The sequence below is a fragment of the Clostridioides sp. ZZV14-6387 genome (assembly GCF_020657835.1).
Classification (GTDB): domain Bacteria; phylum Bacillota; class Clostridia; order Peptostreptococcales; family Peptostreptococcaceae; genus Clostridioides; species Clostridioides difficile_A.
Map to the genome: position 1 here is coordinate 53,869 of NZ_JAGWCW010000001.1, position 24,580 is coordinate 78,448.

The window sequence follows — 24,580 nt, forward strand, 5'->3', positions numbered from 1 at the left end:
TATATTAATGTTATTTACTATATTCCATGATGTACTCTTTAAATCCTGAATCTTCATTTATTTGCTCTTTTACTATATTAAATCCTTTTTTATTGTAAAATACAACTGCCTTTTTATTGTCTTTGTATACTGCTAGACTTAGATTCTTGTATTCTTTAGTTGCATAGTCTAAAAGTTTACTTCCTATACCTAGGTTTTGATAGTTTGAATTTATAAATAAGGCTCCTATGAAGCTTTTATCTATTATGCTTATAAATCCTTTTATTTCTTGACCATCCTCATATACAAATGTATCTGATATAGGTATATATTCATTTTTGACAGTGTTATAGTTATTTTCCCAGTATTCTTTATTTATAAAGTCATGTGCTTTGATTGTGCTTTCTTTCCATATTTCCATGATTTTGTTTATATCTTTATCATTTGATTTTCTTATCATAAATTTTATTTCACCCCATTTTTATGTTGATTTTTATTTATAGTGTAATACATATTTTTGCTTAAATATACTTATATAAAAAATTTCAGACACCACAACTCATAAATTTAAAAATACTTTATAGCTTATTATACAAGTTTTTAAATAACAAAAGATATTACTGGCTTATAAATTAATACAAATCCAGTAATATCTATTCATATAAATATAAAAATTTAAGTTACATGTATAATTGATGAGGATGTAATTTTAATTCCTATATCCTAAAAATTAACTAAATTTAATCTTATCTCTTTTAAATAATTATTTCTCACAATTAAGAAATACACTATTTGAACTAAAAATAGACTTCCCATTACCAAAACTGCTGAAGATGCTACCTCTATATCAAAAGAATTTCTCAGTGCAGTAAGTGCAAATATCGAATGTATAACTGCCACTACATAAGGCAACAAAAACACAATTCCAATCTCAATAGTTGAAGCTTTTTTAATCTCATTATATGTCATCCCTAACTTATTTAACTGCTCATACTTTTTCTTGTCTACTTGACAATCCATATAAAACTTATTATATAAAAAGCTACTTGTAGTAACAAAGAAAATCATACCTATAAATATTGCCAAAAACATAAATGTAGAATATGTTAATTTACCATTTTCTATCATTAATTCTTTAGAGAAAAATAAATATGGTTGCATTCCAGACTCATCATTAAATTTATTCTCAAATTGTCTACATATCTCTGTAGTTTTACTTGAATCAGCTACTTCAAATGTAGTAAATCTATCCACTATAAATTTTGATTTTATACTATCATAAAAATTATCTTTTACCACATACATATTGTCATAATATGCTGGCATAACACACTCTTCTACTTGTTTTACTATCCTTAGACTTTTATTACCTATAACAACATTTTCTTTAACTTTCTTATCACCTGGTAAGCTTGATGAAAGCAATGATATAGATTCATTATCTTCAAAACTTATAGGATTAACTCCTATAGTCTTTATTATTTCTAGATACTTAGATTCTTTCATAATTCTCACATTAAAATCGCTTTTCTTAGGAAATACAGTTTTAAATTCTCCATTAATTCTTGTATAATCTACATTTTCTTTTTTTAATTCGCTTTCTATAAATCTCATTCTTTCCGTATCTTTTTCTTTACTATCAGGCTTCTTAGTATCATTATGCAAAGTCATTGTTGAATAATACATTGTGTTAGGATATATCAAATTAATTTGACGCTTTACATCTTTCCAAAATGAATAAACTGTACCTATAGCAGTAAATGCTACTGCAGAAGTTATAGCTATCAAAAAGAATATCCTAGCATTATCCTTTACTTTGTAGATTAAATTTGAAATCCAAAGCATATTCGTATTTTTTCTATAAAATCTCTTATTTAATTTTAGCTTTTTTAGAAAAAAAACACTAAATTGAGAAAAAAATAAATAGGTTGCTAATATAGTAAGAGATGTAACTGGAACTAAGCGTAGATATGTTGTATATTGGTCAGTTGATGTAACAGCACTATAATATGCTATTACAAACAGACAAATACTTAATATAACAAATACTAGTGATGTTTTAGGCTCTGGTTTTGGAGTTTTTGTACCTTTAAGCAATCTCAATACTTGATTTTCCTTAACTATAAAAGAAGCAAATACTGATGTTAATATAGCTAAAATTATGAAGTAAAATAAAGTAGATAATATTGCATTTATTGGTATATAGAACTTCAATGGTGATAATTCTAAAAAGGTAGACATAATCACTAAAAATATCTTTGAAAAGACTAAACCTATTATTACTCCAATTACAGAAGATGCTATATTTATTATTATATTTTCTATAAAAATTAACTTCATTACCTGTTGCTTTGATATACCTGTAATGTAAAGTATTCCAAATTCTTTATATCTACTTTTAAGAAATATACTCACTGAATAAAATACAAAGAAGAATAAAAATAAATATGCAATTATTTTACTCATCTTAAGCCCCTCTTTTAGATAATCAGGAAATTGAGATATCTCTAAGTCGGGATGACTTGTAAACATGATAAAAGAAAATAGTAGGGCAGAGGATATAACAATACTTGCTAAATACCCTACATAAGCTTTAATGTTTCTTGAAATATTGTTGATGGCAAATTGTTTTATATTCATTAATTATCGCCCCCCAATAATGTAAGTACATCCATTATCTCTTGATAAAACTGCTCTCTACTACTTCCCTTATATATTTCATTATATATAGCTCCATCTTTTATAAATAAAATCCTACTACAATAGCTTGCAGCTAATGGGTCATGAGTTACCATCATAGTAGTAACCTTATTTTCTCTATTTATATTCTCAAATAACTCCATAACAGTCTTTGATGACTTTGAATCTAAATTACCAGTTGGTTCATCTGCTAAAAGTATTGATGGTCTATTTATTAATGCTCTAGCAATAGCAGTTCGCTGAGCTTGACCACCTGATACTTCAAAAGTTCTTTTTTCTAATAAATCTTTTATCCCTAAAATTCCAGATACTTCAGCCAATCTATTATTTTGTTCTTTTACACTAACCTTATCTAATGTCAATGGCAATACTATATTTTCACCTATAGTTAAGGTATCTAATAAATTAAAATCTTGAAATACAAAACCTAACTCTCTTCTTCTAAATAATGCAAGTTCTTCACCTTTTAATAGTAGTGGATTCTTACCTTTTAGCTCCATAGTTCCTGTAGTTGGTTTATCAATAGTAGAAATCATATTTAAAAGAGTAGTTTTCCCACTGCCAGATGGTCCCATAATTCCTACAAATTCTCCATCATCTATACTAAAATTTATATCATTTAATGCATTAAAAATTATTTTCTTGCCATATACTTTACTTAAATTATTTACAGTTAAAATTTTCATTATTAACTATCCTTTCTAATCTAATTTTTGAAATAACATATATATTTATTTGTTAATTATTATTTATATTGGTTAGCTAATTCTCGTAAATAATAAATATATCTTAATCTATACACTAATTATGTTTGTAAAAGCTAATATAGCAAGCAATATTCCCATAAGTATTCTATATATAGCAAATACTCTCATTGATTTTTTCTTTAGAAAATCCACAAATTTTTCCATAACTACTATTGATACAATAAAAGCTACTATAAATCCAACTATCAAGGCAATCCACAATGTTGGTGTCATTATTGAATAATCAAATTCAAATAAATCCTTTCCTGAGGAAGCTACCATAGCTGGCACAGCTAAAAAGAAAGAAAATTCAGCTGCTATAGGAGAATTAAGTCCTGCTATCCATCCACCCATAATAGTAGATGCACTTCTTGACATACCTGGCCATGCAGATAAAACTTGTAAAACTCCAACTTTTAATGCTTGTATTGGCGTGATTTTGTCTATATTATCAGTAGAATGTTTCTTTTTTCTAAACAAAGTCTCTACCACTAGTAATAAAATCCCACCAACTATAAATCCTATAATTACAGATTGTAAATTAAACAAGGCTTTTATGTTGTCATAAAATAGAACCCCCACAATCGCAAATGGAATACATGCTATAATTACATTCATTCCAAATTTAAAGCCAGTTTTTCCTTCTTTTCCACCAGTAAATATAAATTTTAAAAATTCTATAACACTATCTTTTATTTTCTTCCAATAAAGTACTACTACTGCTAATATTGCTCCAAGTTGTATTACAACCTCAAACATTTCAGCAAATTGTCCTTTAAAATCTATCAAGCTACCAACCAATATCATATGACCAGTAGATGAAACTGGGATAAATTCCGTAAGCCCCTCTACTATAGCTATCATAACTGATTTTAATATGAAAATAATATCTAAACTCATCAATAAACATCCTTTCCTTTTTGCAAAATTTATTTTTTATGTTATTTCTTATACTAATTGTAATTTAGATTAGAAAATTTAACTATCTACAAACATTACACAAACCTTACAGCTATGTAAGGTTTGCAGGTAAACTCTATTAAAATTAGATTTTTTAACTGTAATTATCTCATTCAACAAATAATATATAAATTAATAAAAAACATAATCAATTAAAGATTTATTATAGAAAATTATTCATATTATCTTTATTAAACATTATTGAAACTTCTGTGCCTTTTCCTACCTCTGATTTTATGCTGACTTTATGCCCTAAATCATCACATACTTTTTTTACTAGATAAAGTCCCATACCTGTAGATTCTCCAAACTTACGACCGTTTTCCCCTGTAAAAAACGGGTCAAATACTCTTTTTATATCTTTAGAAACAATCCCAACACCCTCGTCTATTATACTTAGTGTTACATAGTTATTGTTTTCTTCAGCTTTTATATTTAGGTAGTTACTATAACATTTAGAATATTTCACACCATTTGTAATCAACTGGTTTATTATAAATTTCATCCATTTTATATCTGTATAAACATAAGTAAATTTGTCTATTTTTATCTTCGGAATTATCTCATTTTTTATAAATAGCCTCTTTTCTTCATTTACAATACCAACTACAATTTCGTTCAATTTAGCTTTCTCAACCACAAAATCTTTTTGGAAATTATCTGCCCTTGCAAAGTGCATCGCCATATTTAGACCTTTATTTAGCCTATCTAGTTCTTCTCTTATGTTTTCTGTTACTTCTTCTCCCTCATATTCTTGAAGTTGAAGACTTATAACTGATATTGGTGTTTTCATCTGGTGAATCCATTGATTGATGAAAGTTAAATGTTCACTATGTACTTTTTTATGTTCTTGTATCATTGATTGATATAATTTATGTTGTTGTTTTAAAATAGCTGATATATTTCTTCCCAAGAAAGAATTTCCTAAATACAAGAATGATTCATCCAGAGATTTTATGCCTTTTTTGAATAGAGTATATACTTCTCTATGCTTATAGTATTTATATATTAAAAAACACAATAATATAAAAGAGCTAAATAAAAGAATATATAAACTCTCTCCCAAATTGATAAATTTCATAAGATTACAATAAATAATTGTCATAAATATTCCTATATAATATATAAAAATATAACCCTTACAATCTCTAAAAAATAATTTCATATTTTCTCCCTACCAATTTTTATTTAATTTATATCCTAATCCTCGTACAGTTTGAACAGCATTATCTATACCTAATTCCTCAAATCTTTTTCTTATCCTGCTAACATTTACATTTAGAGTATTTTCTTCTACAAATTCAATATCATCCCATATCTTTTCTAACAGATAATCTCTACTTACTACTTTTGGGTATTTTCTAATGAGGCATTCAATCAATATCCCTTCTTTCTTAGTAATAATTAGAACTTTTCCACCTAATTCTAACTCCAACCTCTCTGGATAAAACTTCAATCCATCTAATTCAACTATTCTTTCCTCTATTTTAGGTGAATATTCACCATAGACTCTTCTTATATGACTCTTTATCTTTGCCATTACTACATCATAATAAAAAGGCTTTGTTATATAATCATCTGCTCCACTTTCTAAAGCTCTAATCTGGTCTACGTTCCCATCTCTAGCTGATATAAAAATTATAGGTAGATTAGACTGCTGTCTAATACATCTACACCAGTAAAAACCATCAAATTTAGGTAAATTTACATCCAATAGCACTAAATCTGGCTTTATTTTTTCAAATGTAACCATTATATCATCAAAGTTTTCTTCAACAACCACTTCAAATCCATATTTCTCAATATAATCCTTAAGTAATGTACTTATTGATATATCATCTTCCACAATATATATTTTATGACTCATATATTCCTCCCAATATCTATTTTAACATTAACTAAACCTACTAAAAATAAATATAATTATTAATATAAAATAGAAAAAGTTACCTTAATTAAGGTAACTTAAACTTTTATTATAGTTTCTATTTAATATTATTTTAGCATAATTTCTACTTAGCAGCATATATTAATTCTTTTATGTCTACTTTTTTCTCTTGCAATCCATTTTTTATTAAGAAATTTTGTGTATCTTCAAGTGAAGATATGTCTTTATCTGTTATATCTAAACTAAAATCATACCAAGCATACAACTCTTTAGTTTCTTCAACACTTAAATCAACTTCTTTAGCTACTTTTTCCATAGCTTCATCAAAATTATTATTTACATATTCTAAAGTCTCTTCTTCAACCTTCATAAATCTTTCAACTATCTCTGGATGTTTCTCTGCAAAATCTGTACTAACAGCTGTTACTATTATCCCATCTACTAAACCTTCACCATTTGCTACAAGTTTACTTCCAGACTTCATAGCTTTAAGGGCTGCTGGTCCAGCAATCAATGCAGCATCAACACTGCCATCAGCAAGAGCTGCTGATGCTTCTGGGATACCCATGTTAATAAACTCTACATTATCCATACTTAATCCTTCTTTATCAAGAGCTGCAATTAATACTTGATGTAGTATAGTTCCTTTTGGACCTGCTACCTTCTTACCTGCCAAATCTGCTGCTGATTTTATTGAACCATCGTTAGTTAAAATCATAAATCCTTTTGGTGACCTACTATAAGTGTTCAGTATCTTTAATTCCACTCCATTAGATGCAGCTATCAAAGCTGATGTACCACCCAATGCATGTAAAAAGTCTATTTCTCCAGCAGCTAAGGCCTGTGTCTGCTCTGGTCCTGTAGTAATTTCATGGAAATTAACTTTTATATTATCCTTTTTAAATTCCTTTCCAAATAAATCATCCTGTTTTTGAATTATAGAAGGAACATTTAATGGTGATTTTACATAAGTTAAATTTATTTCTGAAAGTTTTTCTCCATCATCTTTTTTAGCACATCCACCTAAAGATGTTGTTGCAAGCGTTAATATCGTTATACCTACCAATAGTTTTTTTAATTTCATTTACTTTACTCCTTAAAATATTATTAATTTCTTTACATGTCTTTATTTAATTTCATTGTCATTAAAATATCTTTTTTTAATTTAATATAATAGTCTGAAGCCAAATCTCTATCATAATCATCTTCTATATTAAATTCTTTTATTTTTCTTTTGTTTGTAAAAACAACTATTTTCTTGCCTATCTTTAATGCTTCATCGATATCGTGAGTTACAAATATTACACCTTTATTAGTTGACTTATGTATTCTTATAACTTCATTTTGCATATCAATCCTTGTAAAATAATCTAATGCCGAAAAAGGTTCGTCCATAAACAACATATCTGGATTGAAAGAAAGAGCTCTAGCTATACTTACTCTCTGCGCCATACCTCCTGATAACTCATTTGGATAAGAATTTTTAAATTTCTGCAAGTTCATCATCTTAAGATATTTTTCTACATCAATACAATTTTTCTTATTAGGTCTATTTAAGTAATTTAAATTATCATTAGTCTCTAAATCTATGGAATTATCATTTATACCTTTACTAGCAATGCTTCTGTGATATTTGAATTTACCAAATACTTTACTTAAAATAGTGTTTTTTCTTTGATTATGAAAGGCTATATTTTCACTTACATTTAACCAAGGCATCAATCTACTCTCTTGAAATACAAATCCTACATTAGGTCTATACTCTTTATTATCTTTAACAAATCTAATCTCACCACTATTTATATCTTCAAGGGATGCAATTGCTCTAAGTAAAGTAGTCTTTCCACATCCACTTTTACCTAAAATTACAGTTATATGATTTTTATCTATGTTCAAAGAAATATTACTAAGAACTATGTGTTCTTCATTGTTGACTTCATAACTTTTAGATAGATTTCTGATTATGTACCCAGAATCACATACTAAATTATTCATAGGCTTCCACCATCTTTCCCTTACTTACCTTTTTCACAATAATTGAAAATATATAATCTGTAATTATTCCTAAAAGTCCAATTACAATTATACCTACAATGACAACATCTGTTCTAGACATTTCCTTTCCATCAGATATCAAGTAACCAAGACCTGAAGAAGCTGCTACAAGCTCTGCCCCAATAATCGCTCTAAAACTATATCCAAGAGCCAACTTTAGTCCAACTGCAATATCAAGAATGGCATTAGGTATAATTATTTTAAATATTATTTGAATCTTTGAAAACTCAAATACTCTACCTACTTCAATCAGTTTTGAGTCACAATTCCTAATCCCCTTTAATGTGCTTGTAAAGATTGGGAAAAAAGAAGCCAAAACTATAATTATAATTTTCGATTCTTCTCCTATGCCAAACCATAGTATAAGCATTGGTATTAAAGCAAGTGGAGGTGTATTTCTCAAAAAATTTATTAGTGACTTAAAATATTCATATACTCCACTATGAATTCCAAAGAATATCCCTAGAGGTACACCTATTGCAGTACTTATTGCAAATCCTATCAAAACTCTTTTCATACTTGCATATACATTAATAAATATTGAACCATCACTTATCATATTTAAAAATGTACTATACACCTTTTCAGGTGATGGTAATATATAATCACTCCAGATACCAAGATAATTAGTAATTTTCCATAATAAAAGAATTATAAAAAATATCAAAACACTTTTTACTAGACTTAAAAACCTATTATTAAATTTATTGACCATTTACAAACCATCTCCATTATTACACCCATCTTTACAATAAAACATTTCTACTATATCATACTTATCTTTAGAACCATCTCTTATATTTTGTATTTCGCTTAAGATTTCTTCTTCAGTCGATACTTCAAGAACCTTTTCAAAAGAGTCTTTGAAATATCCTAATGGAATAGGAGATTCATCTATCTTTCCAAGTGATTTTATACCTTCTTTTTCAGCAAATTCTTTCCATGTATAAAATATAGCATTACTCTTATCCTTAAATTTTTCACTTGCAAAATCCCTTAATTGTGTACATGGAGAGGTTACTATCAGCATATCATCTTCACTCTTGATATATTTGTCATATAAAACCCTACAAGTTCTTACTAGTATTGGTTCTATCATAGGTATTTCAAAACTATCTATCAAATTATTTCTTTTTAAAAGGTTTATACTCTCTGGACATCTACAATCTAACATTGTATTCTCAGTCTTTTTTGTATACTCTTTATATTGCTTCTTTACATATTCTAATTGTGGCTCACATTCTGCCATTATGTACCCCTTTTTTATCAAATTTTCTTTGACAAGGTGAAACTTTTCCCCATACATTCTTTCTGCCACTGGATTTATTAGAAGATATTTATTCATAGCTCCTCCTATTATTTAATATTGAATATTATTATCAATTACTAGTTTAAATGAGCACTTAAATTTTGTCAATATATTAAATTTTTCTTAATAAAATAATTTTTCTCTACATTTTTTGCTATTTAAATTAAAATATTAAATAGTATATTCAATCTATTTTAAATGTTAATATACACATAACGCTAGTAATCTACTTATATAATAATCTATAAATATTATATAATGATATGTACATAATTAGTATTAATATTTGATAATAATATCAACAAAAGTAGAAAAACTCTGAAGTATTATAAGATATAAAATCGAATCTTAAAACTACACAAAAAAGTGAAGTCTAAACAGACTTCACTTTTTATAATCTTTATAAATATTTCATTTTAACATCATCTATAATTTGTAAAATTTTATTTCTAACATCTATTGGCTCCAATACTTCAATATTTTTTCCAAAAGAAAGTATATACCCATAAATCCAATCATTTTTTGGATACTGTACTGTTACGATGAAATCTCCATCATTATCATACAATATATTATCAATATCAAATTCATCATACACTCTATAGCCTACATCTTTAGAAATTTTTAACTTTAAAGTAATACTTTCATTCTCATCTTCTTTTATCTCTCCAACTTCAACTGGTATACTCCTTATAAATGTCTGTTCACAAACACATATATTTCTCATCCTTACAATCTTAAAAATTCTATAATCATTTTTTTGATGACAATAGGCTTTGATATACCATGACTTCTCTTTAAACCAAAGCATAAGTGGTTCTACACAACGCTTTGTTACCTTTCCATAAGTATTTATGTACTCAAAAGTTATAATATTACAATCTAAAATGGCTGATTTTATTTTTATAAATTTATCTTTCTCTATATCATTACTACCCCAATGAGAAAAATCAACAGTTATCCAGTTTATATCTGACTTACAAAATAAAGGTTTAAGTTTTGATAGTGTAGAATCAACTTCTGGATATTTAAGAATATTTAAACTTTCTAATGAGGCTAGAATTTCTTTCTGTTCTTGCTCAGACAAAATAGATTTATCAAAGGTAAAATTATCTAAAATACCTATACCCCCATTTCTGCCTTTGTCAGTATAAATTGGAATACCAGAAGCTGACAGTATTTCAATGTCTCTACAAATAGTTCTCCTAGATACTTCAAAGTGTTCAGCTAATTCTGTTGCAGTTACTTTTTTCTTATCTAAAAGGATATAAATAATTTCAAACAATCTATTACTTTTCATATAATCACCTCATTACTTTATTATAGTATAACAATAAAGTAATATAATACCACAATATAACGCTTATAACTCTCTTTTTACTTCAAAACGCAAAACAGTCTTTAATGAATGAGGTGATACTTTTCTAGCATCACTTATATAAATTTCACGATGTACATTAGATTTTCTTATAAGATTATTTCTTTTACAAAATTCACTCATAATGTCAAAACTTTCTGGTTCATTATCATATGAACCTACATGAAGCATTTGCACACACAAGCCTTCATTAATAGACTCAAACCTAATTTTTTCAAGAAGATTATGTGGCTTCTTCTTTTTTACTATATTGATAGCTTTGTCCAATAGGTCCTGCGTAACAAAATCTGGCTGACGTATCATCATAGTATAAACTAAATCTTCTTTAATAAGTATATCTGAGTATTTGCTTTTTTCTCCTTTATCCCATATAGCTTCTAAAGGAAAAACTGTATAATCAAAATATCCTTCTGGCACAATTCCCTTCTTAGGCATAGTTTTTATTGCATATGCCAAAGAATAAAGTACTCCTATTGCTTCAGTAAATTCTTTATCATTTGGGTCTCCACTACCTCTTAACATGATAAATTTTTGCTCTGGTACTTCAACTAATATAGGATTCTCCTTAGGTAAGTATAACTCTTTTTCTTTTTTTCTCCATTCATATTTCATAAAAAATACCTCCGTATATATATTTTATACATTGATATTATCATGGTAAAAGTGACAACAGTATGTCACAATTTATAAATTATATTATAAAATCTTCATCTTCTAATTCTTCATATACTCCTTTTTGGTATCCATTCCCCTTAGTTGAAAAGAAATCATGTGTTTTAGTTTCCGTACTAAGACCATTTAATACAATTGGATTAATAGCATCTACAGTATATAATTTCTCAAACCCTAGATTTTCTAAAGCCCTATTTGCATTGTATTTTAAAAAATTCACAACCTCTTTTTCAAGCCCACTTTCTCTGTATATAACATTTGTGTACTCTACCTCATTATCCATAAGACTATTAAGTATAGAATACATATTCTCTTCTAATTTATTTTTCTCAATTTCATCAAATTCGTCGTATATTTCTTGTGCAAGCAATCCTATATACTTACCATGTAAAGACTCATCTCTAAGAATGAGTGATATTATTTCTCCACTAGCAACCATCTTTCCTTGACCAGATAAATACAATGGATAAAAGAACCCTGAGTAAAACAAGAAACTCTCCAAAAATACGCTTGTAACCATTGATAAATACAAACCTTTTTTACTTGTTGTATTCTCATATTGAGCTAAAACTAAGTCAGCTTTTTTTTGTAAAGTTGGCTCTGTTTCTATCCACTCAAATAACTCATCTATTTCTGAGTTAGAAAGTAAAGTCATAAATATAGAAGAATAGCTTTTGGCATGTATTTCTTCCATAGTTCCCATAAAAGATAGGACAGCCTTTCTTTGTAGATTTTCTGTTAAACTCATCATAGATGGGATTCCATTATTCCCTTGTTTTGTATCCAATAATGTTAAACCACCCAATACTTTCTTATATAGTTCCTTTTCCTTATCGCTTAGTTCATTCCATACCTTGATGTCCTTAGAAACAGATATTTCTTCAGGAAGCCAAAATTGTTTTACATTTTGTTCCCAAAAAGCCTGTGTAAATCCATCTTCTTCTCTATTCCAGTTAACTGCATTATGTATTTTATGTAAATTAAACGTCATATATTTCTCTCCCTATACTGAACATACTAAACACTCATGAGTGTCTCTTGTCATCTTTGTTCTTGTGTAATATAAACTTTTCAGACCTTTTTTATATGCATATATGTAATGTCTAGCTATGTCTCTAGTTGTCTTTTCATCTGTGACAAACAGTGTTGTTGATATGCCTTGGTCAACATGGTTTTGAACTGTTGCTACTAAATCTATTACTTTTCTCATATCCATCCTGTATGCTGATTGATAATATAACATATTATCATTTGTTAAAAATGGCATTGGATATATTGTAGTAGAATCTCCATACGTTCTTACTTCTACTGGTTCAGTAATTGGCATTATACTTGATGTAGCATTTTGCACATAACTAATACTTTGAGTTGGTGCTATTGCCATCAAATAAGCATTATATATGCCTTTTTCTTTTACTTCGTCTAACAAACTTGCCCAATCTTCTTTAGTTGGTATATGGATACCTTCAAATAATACCTTTACCTTATCTGAATTTGGTAAATAAGATTGCTCATAGTATTTTGATAGTACTTTGCTTTCTCTACCTTTAGCATATTCTGATTTATTGAAACCTTCAAAAGTTTGATTTTTTTCTATAGCTATTTTCATCGATGCTTTAATTGAGTAATATCTAATCATTGCAAAAAATACATTAGAAAAATCTATGGCCTCCTCTGAGGTATATAAAATATTTTCTCTTACTAAATATCCATGTAAATTCATAGCTCCCAATCCTATAGAATGAGACTTACTATTACTATTACTAACCGTTGGCACTGGTTTTATATCTGTACTATCTGCTACAAATGACAATGCTCTTATTGCTGTCTCAACTGTACTTTCTATAGTTTTATTATCCATAACATTAGCTATATTTAGAGAGCCAAGGTTACAACTTATATCTTGTCCCCATTCATTTTTACCTCCATAACCTTCTATTTTTGAAGGTGTCTGATATTGGAATATCTCACAACACAAGTTAGACATCTTGACCATTCCAGCATCTCTTAATGTATGTTCCTTATTTGCTGTGTCTATGTATACTACATATGGGTATCCACTCTCTTGTTGCATCTGTGCTATTTTAGTCAACATCTGTCTAGGATTTATTTCTTTTTTTCTTATGTCCTTATCATTAACCAACTTTTCATACCACTCATTCATTTCTATCTCATCAAGATAAACTCCATACTTCTTATATACAGTATGAGGATAAAATGCATATGCAATCTTATTTTTTTCTGCTAATTCCATAAACTTATCAGGTATTATTGCCCCTAGTGATAATGTAGCAAGTCTTATTTTCTCATCAGCATTTATCTTTTTCGTATCCATCAATAATTCAAAATCAGGATGAAACACAGTAAGGTAAACTGCTCCAGAACCTTGTCTAGCTCCCATTTGATTGAAATAACTAAAGGATTGTTCCAACATTTTTGCTACACCAACAACTCCTCCAGCTGCTCCTTCTATGTCTTTAATTGATTCACCTGATGCTCTAAGTTTAGATAAGTTTAGTGCAACTCCTCCACCAATCTTTGATAAATGGTTTGATGAAGATATAGCATATGATATGCCTTCTGTACTATCTTCTACAGATAATAAGAAGCATGATACCATCTCTCCAGCTCTTTTTCTTCCAGCATTTAAAAATGTTGGAGTAGCTGGTTGAAACTCTTGTTTTACTATTTTATCTGTAAGACTTAGAGCTAGACTTTCATCACCATTTCCTAATGTCAAAGCTACAATTAATACTTTCTCATTATATGTTTCTAATATTTCTTTTCCATCATTGCTTTTTAATGCGTAATTTTGATAAAACTTGTTTGCACTCATATATGATTGAAATTCAAACTTATATTCCTCAATAAACTTATATACCTTTCTAATAAAATCCATACTGTACTTATTTATTACTTCTTCTGAATAATAACCTTCATCTACTAAGTACTTTAATCTTTCTTCTAAGTCTTTAAATTTTTTCAACTTTGGTTTTATAAATTCTTCTATGTAACTACTTAAGGCTTCCTTGTCTTTTTCTAATTGGTATTTACCTTGTTCATTTTTAATTATCACTTGATTGTTAAGCTCTATCCAATTCATTATTTACCGTCCTTTTAACATAATCTTGTGCTATAATTTCATTTAATTTGATTATTATTTCTTTTAGTATTTACTAGTTTAAATTCCTAAAATAACTTATAGATATCTAAATATAATAAGTATTTTTCAAAAACAAAAGCACTACATATAGTCAGTGCTTTATCTATTATATACTACATATAGTATATACACAAATTTTTTTATATCTAAACTTTTATTATTCTATTACTTCTATTATTTTTATTTTCAAGAAATTCTAAAGGATTTAACAGAAAATTAATTTATATACTATTCCTATAATCTTTTTATTTTTTATTTTTATATTCTTACAATATATTTAATATTTTATATAATAGTTAGGAGTTTTCCATTTGTTGTTATATAATTATATATATAACTATTTTACTACTGAAGGTATAAAAATAAATTCATGAAGGTGATTTTTATGAGAGATATTTCTAAATATGAACTTGAAAAGATACTTAAAAAACATTATTTATGGCTTAAAGACAAGAATGATGGAGAAAGAGCTGATTTAAGAGAAATAAAATTAGAAAATATGAATTTAAAGGGATATTGTTTAAGTAATATTGATTTTTCATGGTCTGACCTTATTGATTTAAACTTAGAAGAAGCAGATTTAGAAAACTCTAGCTTTAGTAACTCTTATTTTTCAAATTGTTCATTAAAAAATTCCATCTTAAAAAATGCAGACCTAAGTGGAGCTAATTTTAGATTTTGTGATTTATCTAATTCAGATATAAGAGGAACTAATTTAGAAAACTCCAACTTAGAATATGCCACTTTAGATGGAGTAGTATCAGATGAAAATACTCGCTTTTTCAAGTTATACTGTCCTGAGACAGGAGCATTTATAGGCTATAAAAAGTGTTTTAATTTTAGAATGGTACAATTATTAATTCCAAGTGATGCAAAAAGAGTTTCTGCTACATCAAATGCTTGTCGATGTGATAAAGCAAAAGTACTGTCAATTACAAGCATAGATGGCAAAGAATCTTTTAAAAGTGCTCGTGCATATGCTGATGAAAATTTTATATATAGAGTAGGAGAAACGATTATAGCTGAAGAATTTAATGAAAATAGATGGAAAGAATCAACTACAGGAATTCACTTCTTTCTAACTAGAGAGGAAGCTATTGGCTACCTATAAATGTAAAAAAAGGGTCTTTAAAATAAAGTGTGTATTCTTCTAAAAAGTGATGATAATTAAAACTATTAAATGTCACTATATAAAGGAAGGTGAACCCTTTTTATTTTTAACAAAAACGAAATATTAAAAAAACTTATTGAAGAATATGATGTAAAAACAACTACAGATATTCAAGATATGATAAAAGATTTATTTGCAAGTAAAGCTCATCAAATCTTAGAAGCGTAGCTTGATGACCATTTAGGTTATGATGGATATGATAATAAGAACAAAGATACTAAAAATTCTAGAAATGGATATAGAAATAAAAGTGTTAAATCAGATTTTGGAGAAATGATTTTAAATATTCCAAGAAACTGAAATGGAGATTTTTAACCAAAGGTAATTAGAAACTATGAAAATGATATATCAGAAATAAAGAACCAAGTGATTGGAATGTACTCAAAAGGTATGTCTACTCGAGATATATGTCAATATGGCAATATTACTTATCAATTTCAGAAGTTGGTAATTTTAAAGATCCATTATCTCCCGAATTAGAAATGTTATATTCTGAAAATATTCCAATTTTGAAACTTTTATTAATGGATGCAAATGTATCAAACATTATGATTGATGGTGATGGGCATTATATATTGATTGTTCAAGAATGGTTAGCTAATAAGCAGCTGCCAGCAGAGTATTTAATGTTCTTTTCCATTTGTCATATCTGTGAAATATCAAGCGAAAAATTAATTAACCACTATAATATAGCAAAGGAAAAATAGAAACATTTTTTAAGAATTTCTAAATATTATTATCGTTCTAGGAATATTATAGATTTCAATGTTCAACAAAAGCAGAATGATTTGAATTGGAAATGGTATTCTGGAGGTTTAGGTACTTTACCAGTATGCTATTACAATACAGGAAATGGATTCAATGAAAATGAAAAAATATATTCGAATTACTATAAAACAATGGATGGGAAGTATGCCACAGACTTTCTTCTACCATCTAATGTAATTAATTTTAGGTTATATCCTGCACTTTGCGGCGAGAGATGTATGTATTATTCTACTATTTTAATTAATGATAAATTGGAATATGTCCAAGAAAATAATATTGTTACTTGGGAGGAAAAAAGTGCTGAATGGAAAAAATCCCATTTAGTATTCGATATGCCAATAACAAAGTTTCAAATGAAAATTGATTTAAAACAGATTACAATTTCAGAAATCGAACAGTTTTTATCATTATCAAATTCTAATACTTGATTTGAATTTCAGATATATTGAAATATTTGTAAATGCTTCAAAACATGACATTAGGTTTGAAAATATAGTCACTAATTTTTACAAAGTCTTAAAAGCGAATATAGAGGCTCAATATTTATCAGATTTAAAATATTATATTAATTGTTTTAATCTGATAAATATAAATCATTACATTAATTTACATTTATATATTATTTTTTTTATACATTCCTTACTTTAATTTTTTATGTTATACTACTTGTATAGAATGTATTTCTTAAATTATCACTCTTAAATCTATGGCCAGTCCTTTTATATAAATCATATTATCACTACAATATCATTCATAAAATCCTTTTGAATTTTAGTTAGAATTTCAAGAATATTCTAACTTTAATTAAATATATATTGAGGGGGAAAACAAATGAAAAAAACTAAATCAAAGGTATTAAGTTTAACACTAGCAACTACTTTTCTTGTATCAACAACAGTAAATTCATATGCTGTATCTGCAAAATCTTCAGATATGGATATGAACACTGTTGCAGATGTACTTACTGCATCAGAGGAATACAGTAATGCATTAAAAGATATTGGTATCTCAGTTGGTGAATTAAAAGATTTGACACCTAAAGGAAGTAATTTCATACAAAAATGTAATTCATATTTAGAAAAAAATATGGATTTCCCTAAGACTTATAGTAAAGAACCCATTAAACATACGACTAATGCAAGTCAATTATCATATGCAATGTCAGCAGCTAGAAAAAATCAAGAAGTAGGAGCACCAAAGTATAATGATGAGGTAGTATACATGTATTTATCTCACTTTGTAGATTTTGAAGGAAATAATTATGAAGAAGGTTTATGTACATATATAACTAAATATGACAGAGAAGCTTATGACAGATATTTAAGTAGAGGCTCTGCTTTTAGAAGTGCTAATTCTATGCGTTCAGTTATAACAAATTTAATAGCATTAAAAGGTGATTTACCTTCACTATATACAACGCTTACTAAAGAAAAAGCTTCAGTAGTTAAAACAATGACTGATATAAAATCATTTGAAATAGATTTACAATCTGTAAAGGCTATGGTAGAAAATGATATGTTTATATTTTTTAAAGATGCATATTCTAAACATGATACTCCTGAAGCTATAATTGAAGATGTACAAGGTAGTATGAAAATTAAATATAAGGATTATAATGAACAAATAGGATACATGGTACTTGGATTAGTATTCTCAGCACTAACATTTACTCCTCCAGTTATGACAATGTTGGCAGAAGTGAACTTATATAGCATGGTTATTAAGGACATATTTGATAAGGCTAATTATGCTGCACTACAATATTCTAGAAGTGCAAGAAAAGCAGAAAGATTTAACTTATGGATGGAAGAGAATGGAATGTATATGGAAAAAAAGGTATAAATACTTATGTATTGTGAAAATTGTGATTTAGAATTTGATGATAATACAACTGTATGTCCTAAATGTAAATCAGTCTTAAAGTCTAATGAAAATATATGTCAGAAAAGTTTTGAAAATAAAGTTAATGAATTTAAATTAAAGAAAAAAATTAAACAAGGCAACATATTATCAACCATAATTCTTTCAACAGTAGCAATTCATGTACTTGTAGAGCTTTTTATTCAAATCCATATTGAGGATTATTATGATATTTATATTAAATATTCTCCTTCTGCGATATCCGTATTAGTTTTAGTTCTTTCTCTAAAGAGAGGAGAAAAAAGACACAAGTTCTTAAACAATATATTATTTATGTCAATTATGATATTAATATCTATATTTGGGACTATCTATTTTTCAGCACCTCTTGTAAATAGAATATTCAATGGAGATTATCTATTTAAAGAATATTGGACTGTTTATGGAGTTGGAAATTTTATAATAATTTTAGAATGTATATTAATTATTTTTGATGATAGTTATTATTTATCCTATATTAATAAAAAAGAAAATTCCAACAAATAATGAAATAAGACTTCATTCTAATTAGAGTGAAGGAGTCTTTAAAATAAAGTGTGTATTCTTCTAAAAAGTGATGATAATTAAAACTATTAAATATCACTATACAAAGGAAGGTGCACACTTTTTATGTTTAACAAAAATAAAATATTAAAAAACTTATTGAAAAATATGATGTAAAAACAACTACAGATATTCAAGATATACTAAAAGATTTATTGGCAAGTAAAACTCATCAAATGTTAGAAGCATAGTTTGATGACCATTTAGGTTATGATAATAAGAACAAAAATACTAAAAACTCTAGAAATAAAAGTGTTAAATCAGATTTTGGAGAAATGATTTTAAATATTCCAAGAGACCGAAATGGAGATTTTGAACCGGAGATAATTAGAAACTATGAAAATGATACACATAAATATTTCCAGACTTAAAAAAAGAGTATCCATAGTATTTAAAACTATTAAGATACTCTTTTATAAATTTTCTAGTTTAAAATTAAAATTTATCTTACAATCTATAGAAAATTGTTCATGCTGATACTATCCATAATTTTTGAAACTTTATCTATATATTCTATATTATTACTCAGCTCATTATAATACTTCTTACTCTCATCTATTGTTCTAAATGAATACACTTTTTTATCCAATTTTAAAGCCTCTTTTATAATGTCTATGTTTTTTTTATTTGTTTCTCCTACACGAAATCCTGTATCTATTATAATCTTAGAATCATTTAAATTTCTAATAGCCAAATCGAAACTCTCATCACTTATTGGTTCAAATGGCTTTTCTGTAAACATCTTTATGCCCATAGTTCTACCAATTTCATAATCAACATCATTTTCATGTATTATTCCAGAATATAAACCTATACCCTTTTTAGTAAAAGCTCTATAAATTGGTGTAGCCTTACCACCTCCGCCAATTATAAAAACTTCATTTTTAGATTTATTACTAATCTCTACTGAACCTAATAGACTATTAAAGTTTTTATCATCCAATTCATAAAGTGAATTTATAATATCTTCATCCACTACATCTTCAGGCTGACCATAAGCTATGACTTTATTATTCTTTATAAGAGCAACTTTATCACAACTTTTTAATGCTATATCTATTTCATGCAATGAAAGTATTACTGAAATTGATTTTTCCTTACTTAATTTTTTTAGTATATTTATAAGCTCTAACCTATGCTTTATGTCTAAGTGAGTTGTAGGCTCATCCAATATAATGATTTCTGGCTCTTGAACTAAAGCTCTTGCAACTAATACTTTTTGTTTTTCTCCATCACTTAGTTCATCAAAATATCTTTTTTTTAAGTGCAATGCATCTACAGATTCTAATGCTTCATCTACCATTATTAAATCTTTTTTAGATAGACTACCAAAAAAACCTGTATATGGATATCTTCCTATATTAACTATATCTTGTACAGTCATTAAATCACCTAATAATCTATTTGTAAGCACTAAAGCCATTTTTTTCGATAATGCTTTTCTTGATATATGATTTATATCTATGTCATTTAGATATATATCCCCTTTTATTGGTGTTATAAGTTTAGATAAAGACCTTAATATAGTAGTTTTTCCAGCACCATTACTTCCTAAAAGGCATAATATTTCTCCATTTTTTACCTCTATATTTATATCACTCACAACTACTTTTTTATTATATCCCACACTTAAATTATTAGTTTTCAACATACCTAAGCCCTGTCCTTCCTTTTCATCAATAGCATTACTACAATTGGTGCTCCTAATAAAGATGTTATTGTACTTATTGGTAACTCTACTGGTGACAAAATTACTCTTGATATCAAATCACAAAGAGCTGTAACTATACCTCCTAAAAAGATTACCACTGGTATTAGCACTCTATTATCTGATGTCTTAAATATCAGTTTTGAAATTTGTGGTACTGCAAGTCCAATAAATCCTATAGGACCTGCAAATGCTGATACTATTGCTGCTAGTATACTAGATATAAATACTACCAAAAATCTAAAAAATTTTATATTTATACCAATACTTTTAGCATACTCTTCTCCTAATAAAAAAGCATTTAGAGGTTTTATTATAAAGATACTCATTAAAAGACCTAACATACCAATCAGTATAAGTATCTCTACTTTTTCCCAAGTAAATCCAGAAAAACTTCCCATCGACCAAACAGTAAATTCTTTTAATTTTTCACTATTTGCAAATGATTGTAGTACATTAGTTATACCACTACATACATATCCAGTCATAATTCCTATTATTAAAAGAGTTGTTATATTCTTTACCTTACTTGCAAATAAAATGACTACAGACATTACAATCAAAGCTCCTATAAATGCTGCTACAAATATACTCATTGAAGTTATATTTTCAAATCCTAATGTATATCCACCTAAAATCATAAGTGCTACTGATAAAGTAGAGCCTGAAGATACACCTAATATATATGGTTCAACTATTGGATTCTTAAAAAATATCTGTAGTAAAATTCCTGATACTGCTAAACAAGCTCCACCCACCATAGTTGCAAGTACTCTTGGAATCCTTATGTTGTATATTATTTTATAATGTTCTGTATTATCCATACCTCTTAATACAACATCTATTATTTCTTTAAACTCAATTTTTACAGAGCCAAATGCTACACACACTAAAAAAGTAAGTATCATGCCTATAATTAGTCCTATAAATATTGTAGTATTCTTTATTCTCATTTTATTAATAAAATCCATTTATATACCCCTCTTAACAAATCTATATTAACTAAAATCCATAAAACTCATCTTTTAGTGTCGTATTATATATTATTTATCATAATTTATATAATGTTTAATTTTTTCACCTGTAGTACCTGGATGAAACATCTCAACTAAATCTACTATTAATTCATCAGTCTTATCTACTGATTGATAATAATCTGGAGCAAATACCCACAAGTTACCATTTTTTACAACATCCAAATCAGCCAATACAGGTGCACTAGATTTTATAGACTCTAAGTTTGGTGCATAATCTGAGCTTGATGAGTATACAAATATATCTGCATCCTTTGCAACTTCATGTAGTTGTTCAATACTCACTCTTCCTTCATTTGAATCCATTGAAGCACATGCATTTATTCCACCTGCCATTCTTATCATATTATCTACATATGAATCTTTAGGTGCTACATAAGCATTTCCTTCATATACAGATGCCCATACTACCTTAGGCTTGTTCTTGTTTTTTATCTTTTTACTTACTTCTTCTATCTTTTGTACTGTTTTATTCAATTCACTAGTGGCTATATCTTCTTTATCATAAAACGCAGCTATTAAACTTGTCCATTCCATTCTTCCAAATGGGTTTTGCTCTTTGTATTCATTATCTACAACATAGTTAAGTCCTAATTCTTTTAGTTTATCAATAAATTTTGTATCAGCTTCTGATAGACCACTACTAACTATAGTTAAATCAGGATTTAAGTCTACTATTTTTTCATAATCTGGTGCTAAGTTTGAACCAACATAATGTATCTTTCCATCCTTCATCAAATCTTTAATTTCTTTGATAGTCCAATACTGTTCCTCTGTTGTTACTGCTTTTATGCTATTTAGCTCACCTATTGTTCTTAGAGAGCAGGCTTGTGTTGTAGATGCTATTAATACATTATCTACAGGTGTTCTAACTATATTAGCATTTTTATACTTTTCAGGAACTTCAATTTTTTTAGGGATTAAAATCAGTTCTCTTTTATCTCCATCAGTTACTTTTTTAATTCCATTCTCTAAGTCTTCAACACTAAATCCACTTGCATATTTTAATTCTAACTTCTTACCGCTACTAACTTGTGCATTCTCTTTATCATTTTTACTACATCCTATAAGACCTCCTACTAAAAGAACTATCATAATACTTAGAAAAAATTGCTTTAAAACATTTACTTTAAATTTCATCTCTTTCACTCCAATATTTTATTTTTATAAGTGGTTAAAAATTTTAATAACATATATTTCTAAAATATATCTCATTAAAATTATATTAAAGTCATCTTTAATAATTATAACCTTTTAATAAAATAAAAAACTTCTCCTAATTTAGAAAGGAGAAGTTTATATATCAATTTTACAAAAAATGAATTGATATTTCATTTTATTATAAATTACAATTTCCACCCTAAATTGAACCTATGTAATACTGGGCAGGTCTCCTGACTCACGGCTTTTCCTCTATCACCCTTCCCAAAATTTTTCATATAAATCTCAGTGGATTTTGATTTCGTATCCGTATACAGTAGCGGGGGCTGTAGTGAACTTGCATCACTTTCCCTATTAAACTAATCTAGTACCCTAGTATTATTTAATTTAATTTTTATTAAGATAATTGTAGTTTATTGTTGGCAACTTTGCAAGGTTGATTTAACATATAAAATAAAGAGTGCCCAAAATGACTATAAAAATCATTTTAAAACACTCTTTGTTTTTTACTATATATCTAATTAAGCAGTTAACATATATTTAATTCATTCATTAATTTTTTAATCTCACATACTTGATTTTCATTTGGTTTTGTAAAAGGAGCAGTCATATAATCACTTACTTGTAATCCCCTTATATTCAGAGCTTTTTTCATTGCTGGTATAAATGGGTTTGTTATTAAATAAAAATCCATTGCTTTGTTGATATATTTTTGAATTTCTATAACCTTATCCATATCTCTATTATTATAAGCTTCTGCCCATTTTGAACAAACTTCTGGAATTAAATTTGATAAACCTCCTATACAACCTGCTCCCCCAGACATTAGATTATGTATAAAGTTTTCGTCATAACCACTATATATCTTAAAATTTGGGAACTCTGCTTTCATAGTATTTATTAAATCTCTAGTATGCCCCATTAAAGTTACTGTATCCTTATAACCAACTATATTTTTATGTTTTCTTACAAGTCTTAATGTAAGTTCTGGACTCAAATCATAGCCAGTTCTATCTGGATAATTATATAGATATATTTCAGCTTCTGTATTTTTAGCTATTTCACTATAAAACAACTCAATACTGTCATCATCAAGAGAGAAATAATAAGGGCTTATTATCATAACTCCATCAGCTCCACTATTATGTGCATAATTTGAAAGCTCTATAGACTCTTTTATACTCATACGACTTGTACCTATAAACACTTTTACTCTCTTATTAACATGACTAATTACTAAATCTATAAGTTCTTTTTGCATATCCATAGACATATTAAAGAACTCTCCAGTACTTCCCATTATAACTAGACCATCTACACCTCCATCTATAAGATGGTCATAGACTTTCTTATTTCCTTCTTTATCTAAATTTCCTTCTTCATCAAATATTGTAACCACTGGTGTCAAAAATTCTGCTTTCATAA

The 24,580-nt window shown here is 27.5% G+C and carries 23 protein-coding genes, 2 pseudogenes and 1 riboswitch; of the genes and pseudogenes, 7 read left to right on the forward strand and 18 right to left on the reverse strand.

Annotated elements, in window-relative coordinates; genetic code table 11:
• Window positions 1-10: 10 nt before the first annotated feature.
• The 14 genes from KGF38_RS00235 to nrdE form a co-directional block, all read right to left on the reverse strand.
• Window positions 11-439, reverse strand: a complete 429-nt coding sequence (locus KGF38_RS00235) for an N-acetyltransferase (protein ID WP_074179839.1) — start codon at window positions 437-439, stop codon at window positions 11-13.
• Between the two features lie 263 nt (window positions 440-702).
• On the reverse strand, window positions 703-2,619 hold the full coding sequence (locus KGF38_RS00240; RefSeq protein WP_074179840.1) for an FtsX-like permease family protein: 1,917 nt from the start codon (window positions 2,617-2,619) through the stop codon (window positions 703-705).
• Window positions 2,619-3,365 (reverse strand): ABC transporter ATP-binding protein, encoded by a 747-nt coding sequence (locus KGF38_RS00245; protein ID WP_054271510.1) that lies wholly within the window; start codon window positions 3,363-3,365, stop codon window positions 2,619-2,621. Before KGF38_RS00245 ends, KGF38_RS00240 begins: the two co-directional genes overlap by 1 nt.
• A gap of 108 nt (window positions 3,366-3,473) precedes the next feature.
• Window positions 3,474-4,325, reverse strand: coding sequence for an undecaprenyl-diphosphate phosphatase (locus KGF38_RS00250; RefSeq protein WP_054271511.1), 852 nt, complete (start codon window positions 4,323-4,325; stop codon window positions 3,474-3,476).
• A 223-nt stretch (window positions 4,326-4,548) separates the two neighbouring features.
• Complete coding sequence (locus tag KGF38_RS00255) at window positions 4,549-5,406, reverse strand: ATP-binding protein (protein WP_413926737.1); 858 nt, start codon at window positions 5,404-5,406, stop codon at window positions 4,549-4,551.
• A gap of 153 nt (window positions 5,407-5,559) precedes the next feature.
• Window positions 5,560-6,252 (reverse strand): response regulator transcription factor, encoded by a 693-nt coding sequence (locus KGF38_RS00260; RefSeq protein WP_054271513.1) that lies wholly within the window; start codon window positions 6,250-6,252, stop codon window positions 5,560-5,562.
• A gap of 145 nt (window positions 6,253-6,397) precedes the next feature.
• Window positions 6,398-7,357 (reverse strand): NrtA/SsuA/CpmA family ABC transporter substrate-binding protein, encoded by a 960-nt coding sequence (locus tag KGF38_RS00265; RefSeq protein WP_074179843.1) that lies wholly within the window; start codon window positions 7,355-7,357, stop codon window positions 6,398-6,400.
• 32 nt (window positions 7,358-7,389) lie between these two features.
• Window positions 7,390-8,268, reverse strand: a complete 879-nt coding sequence (locus KGF38_RS00270) for an ABC transporter ATP-binding protein (protein ID WP_074179844.1) — start codon at window positions 8,266-8,268, stop codon at window positions 7,390-7,392.
• Window positions 8,261-9,043: an ABC transporter permease gene (locus KGF38_RS00275; protein ID WP_054271516.1), complete on the reverse strand. Its 783-nt coding sequence runs from the start codon at window positions 9,041-9,043 to the stop codon at window positions 8,261-8,263. The genes KGF38_RS00270 and KGF38_RS00275 overlap by 8 nt, the downstream gene beginning before the upstream one ends.
• Window positions 9,044-9,673 (reverse strand): hypothetical protein, encoded by a 630-nt coding sequence (locus KGF38_RS00280; RefSeq protein WP_054271517.1) that lies wholly within the window; start codon window positions 9,671-9,673, stop codon window positions 9,044-9,046.
• Window positions 9,674-10,037: 364 nt separating this feature from the next.
• On the reverse strand, window positions 10,038-10,937 hold the full coding sequence (locus KGF38_RS00285; protein WP_074179845.1) for a helix-turn-helix transcriptional regulator: 900 nt from the start codon (window positions 10,935-10,937) through the stop codon (window positions 10,038-10,040).
• Window positions 10,938-11,000: 63 nt separating this feature from the next.
• Window positions 11,001-11,627, reverse strand: a complete 627-nt coding sequence (locus tag KGF38_RS00290; protein ID WP_074179846.1) for a GyrI-like domain-containing protein — start codon at window positions 11,625-11,627, stop codon at window positions 11,001-11,003.
• A 79-nt stretch (window positions 11,628-11,706) separates the two neighbouring features.
• Window positions 11,707-12,678, reverse strand: a complete 972-nt coding sequence (gene nrdF / locus KGF38_RS00295; protein WP_054271520.1) for a class 1b ribonucleoside-diphosphate reductase subunit beta — start codon at window positions 12,676-12,678, stop codon at window positions 11,707-11,709.
• Between the two features lie 12 nt (window positions 12,679-12,690).
• The gene (gene nrdE, locus KGF38_RS00300) at window positions 12,691-14,790 is read right to left on the reverse strand and encodes a class 1b ribonucleoside-diphosphate reductase subunit alpha (RefSeq protein ID WP_074179847.1); all 2,100 of its coding nucleotides are present in this window, start codon (window positions 14,788-14,790) and stop codon (window positions 12,691-12,693) included.
• 445 nt (window positions 14,791-15,235) lie between these two features.
• Here nrdE and KGF38_RS00305 point away from each other — a divergent pair, with 445 nt between their 5' ends.
• From KGF38_RS00305 to KGF38_RS20295, 7 genes and pseudogenes are all read left to right on the forward strand, one after another.
• Complete coding sequence (locus KGF38_RS00305; RefSeq protein ID WP_054271522.1) at window positions 15,236-15,961, forward strand: pentapeptide repeat-containing protein; 726 nt, start codon at window positions 15,236-15,238, stop codon at window positions 15,959-15,961.
• 285 nt (window positions 15,962-16,246) lie between these two features.
• Window positions 16,247-16,321: pseudogene (locus KGF38_RS20290) on the forward strand (hypothetical protein); the annotation flags it as partial.
• Window positions 16,322-16,428: 107 nt separating this feature from the next.
• Window positions 16,429-16,728: a hypothetical protein gene (locus KGF38_RS00315; protein ID WP_074179848.1), complete on the forward strand. Its 300-nt coding sequence runs from the start codon at window positions 16,429-16,431 to the stop codon at window positions 16,726-16,728.
• 81 nt (window positions 16,729-16,809) lie between these two features.
• Window positions 16,810-17,217, forward strand: coding sequence for a hypothetical protein (locus KGF38_RS00320; RefSeq protein WP_074179849.1), 408 nt, complete (start codon window positions 16,810-16,812; stop codon window positions 17,215-17,217).
• Between the two features lie 403 nt (window positions 17,218-17,620).
• Window positions 17,621-18,631 (forward strand): hypothetical protein, encoded by a 1,011-nt coding sequence (locus tag KGF38_RS00325; protein ID WP_074179850.1) that lies wholly within the window; start codon window positions 17,621-17,623, stop codon window positions 18,629-18,631.
• 6 nt (window positions 18,632-18,637) lie between these two features.
• Complete coding sequence (locus KGF38_RS00330; RefSeq protein WP_074179851.1) at window positions 18,638-19,195, forward strand: hypothetical protein; 558 nt, start codon at window positions 18,638-18,640, stop codon at window positions 19,193-19,195.
• Window positions 19,196-19,506: 311 nt separating this feature from the next.
• Window positions 19,507-19,623: pseudogene (locus KGF38_RS20295) on the forward strand (transposase); the annotation flags it as partial.
• A gap of 83 nt (window positions 19,624-19,706) precedes the next feature.
• Here KGF38_RS20295 and KGF38_RS00340 read toward each other — a convergent pair.
• From KGF38_RS00340 to KGF38_RS00355, 4 genes are all read right to left on the reverse strand, one after another.
• The gene (locus tag KGF38_RS00340) at window positions 19,707-20,903 is read right to left on the reverse strand and encodes an ABC transporter ATP-binding protein (RefSeq protein WP_074179852.1); all 1,197 of its coding nucleotides are present in this window, start codon (window positions 20,901-20,903) and stop codon (window positions 19,707-19,709) included.
• Between the two features lie 2 nt (window positions 20,904-20,905).
• Window positions 20,906-21,931, reverse strand: a complete 1,026-nt coding sequence (locus KGF38_RS00345) for a FecCD family ABC transporter permease (RefSeq protein ID WP_054271524.1) — start codon at window positions 21,929-21,931, stop codon at window positions 20,906-20,908.
• A 72-nt stretch (window positions 21,932-22,003) separates the two neighbouring features.
• The gene (locus KGF38_RS00350; protein WP_176702538.1) at window positions 22,004-23,134 is read right to left on the reverse strand and encodes an ABC transporter substrate-binding protein; all 1,131 of its coding nucleotides are present in this window, start codon (window positions 23,132-23,134) and stop codon (window positions 22,004-22,006) included.
• Window positions 23,135-23,360: 226 nt separating this feature from the next.
• A riboswitch (cobalamin riboswitch) is annotated at window positions 23,361-23,545 on the reverse strand.
• A 139-nt stretch (window positions 23,546-23,684) separates the two neighbouring features.
• Window positions 23,685-24,578 (reverse strand): dihydrodipicolinate synthase family protein, encoded by an 894-nt coding sequence (locus KGF38_RS00355; protein ID WP_074179854.1) that lies wholly within the window; start codon window positions 24,576-24,578, stop codon window positions 23,685-23,687.
• Window positions 24,579-24,580 lie beyond the last annotated feature (2 nt).

Coding starts and splice junctions, on each gene's coding strand:
- KGF38_RS00235 (WP_074179839.1), bottom strand. CDS start 439: ATGATAAGAAAATCAAATGATAAAGATATAAACAAAATCATGGAAATA.
- KGF38_RS00240 (WP_074179840.1), bottom strand. CDS start 2,619: ATGAATATAAAACAATTTGCCATCAACAATATTTCAAGAAACATTAAA.
- KGF38_RS00245 (WP_054271510.1), bottom strand. CDS start 3,365: ATGAAAATTTTAACTGTAAATAATTTAAGTAAAGTATATGGCAAGAAA.
- KGF38_RS00250 (WP_054271511.1), bottom strand. CDS start 4,325: ATGAGTTTAGATATTATTTTCATATTAAAATCAGTTATGATAGCTATA.
- KGF38_RS00260 (WP_054271513.1), bottom strand. CDS start 6,252: ATGAGTCATAAAATATATATTGTGGAAGATGATATATCAATAAGTACA.
- KGF38_RS00265 (WP_074179843.1), bottom strand. CDS start 7,357: ATGAAATTAAAAAAACTATTGGTAGGTATAACGATATTAACGCTTGCA.
- KGF38_RS00270 (WP_074179844.1), bottom strand. CDS start 8,268: ATGAATAATTTAGTATGTGATTCTGGGTACATAATCAGAAATCTATCT.
- KGF38_RS00275 (WP_054271516.1), bottom strand. CDS start 9,043: ATGGTCAATAAATTTAATAATAGGTTTTTAAGTCTAGTAAAAAGTGTT.
- KGF38_RS00280 (WP_054271517.1), bottom strand. CDS start 9,673: ATGAATAAATATCTTCTAATAAATCCAGTGGCAGAAAGAATGTATGGG.
- KGF38_RS00285 (WP_074179845.1), bottom strand. CDS start 10,937: ATGAAAAGTAATAGATTGTTTGAAATTATTTATATCCTTTTAGATAAG.
- KGF38_RS00290 (WP_074179846.1), bottom strand. CDS start 11,627: ATGAAATATGAATGGAGAAAAAAAGAAAAAGAGTTATACTTACCTAAG.
- nrdF (WP_054271520.1), bottom strand. CDS start 12,678: ATGACGTTTAATTTACATAAAATACATAATGCAGTTAACTGGAATAGA.
- nrdE (WP_074179847.1), bottom strand. CDS start 14,790: ATGAATTGGATAGAGCTTAACAATCAAGTGATAATTAAAAATGAACAA.
- KGF38_RS00305 (WP_054271522.1), top strand. CDS start 15,236: ATGAGAGATATTTCTAAATATGAACTTGAAAAGATACTTAAAAAACAT.
- KGF38_RS00315 (WP_074179848.1), top strand. CDS start 16,429: ATGTCAATATGGCAATATTACTTATCAATTTCAGAAGTTGGTAATTTT.
- KGF38_RS00325 (WP_074179850.1), top strand. CDS start 17,621: ATGAAAAAAACTAAATCAAAGGTATTAAGTTTAACACTAGCAACTACT.
- KGF38_RS00330 (WP_074179851.1), top strand. CDS start 18,638: ATGTATTGTGAAAATTGTGATTTAGAATTTGATGATAATACAACTGTA.
- KGF38_RS00340 (WP_074179852.1), bottom strand. CDS start 20,903: ATGTTGAAAACTAATAATTTAAGTGTGGGATATAATAAAAAAGTAGTT.
- KGF38_RS00345 (WP_054271524.1), bottom strand. CDS start 21,931: ATGGATTTTATTAATAAAATGAGAATAAAGAATACTACAATATTTATA.
- KGF38_RS00350 (WP_176702538.1), bottom strand. CDS start 23,134: ATGAAATTTAAAGTAAATGTTTTAAAGCAATTTTTTCTAAGTATTATG.
- KGF38_RS00355 (WP_074179854.1), bottom strand. CDS start 24,578: ATGAAAGCAGAATTTTTGACACCAGTGGTTACAATATTTGATGAAGAA.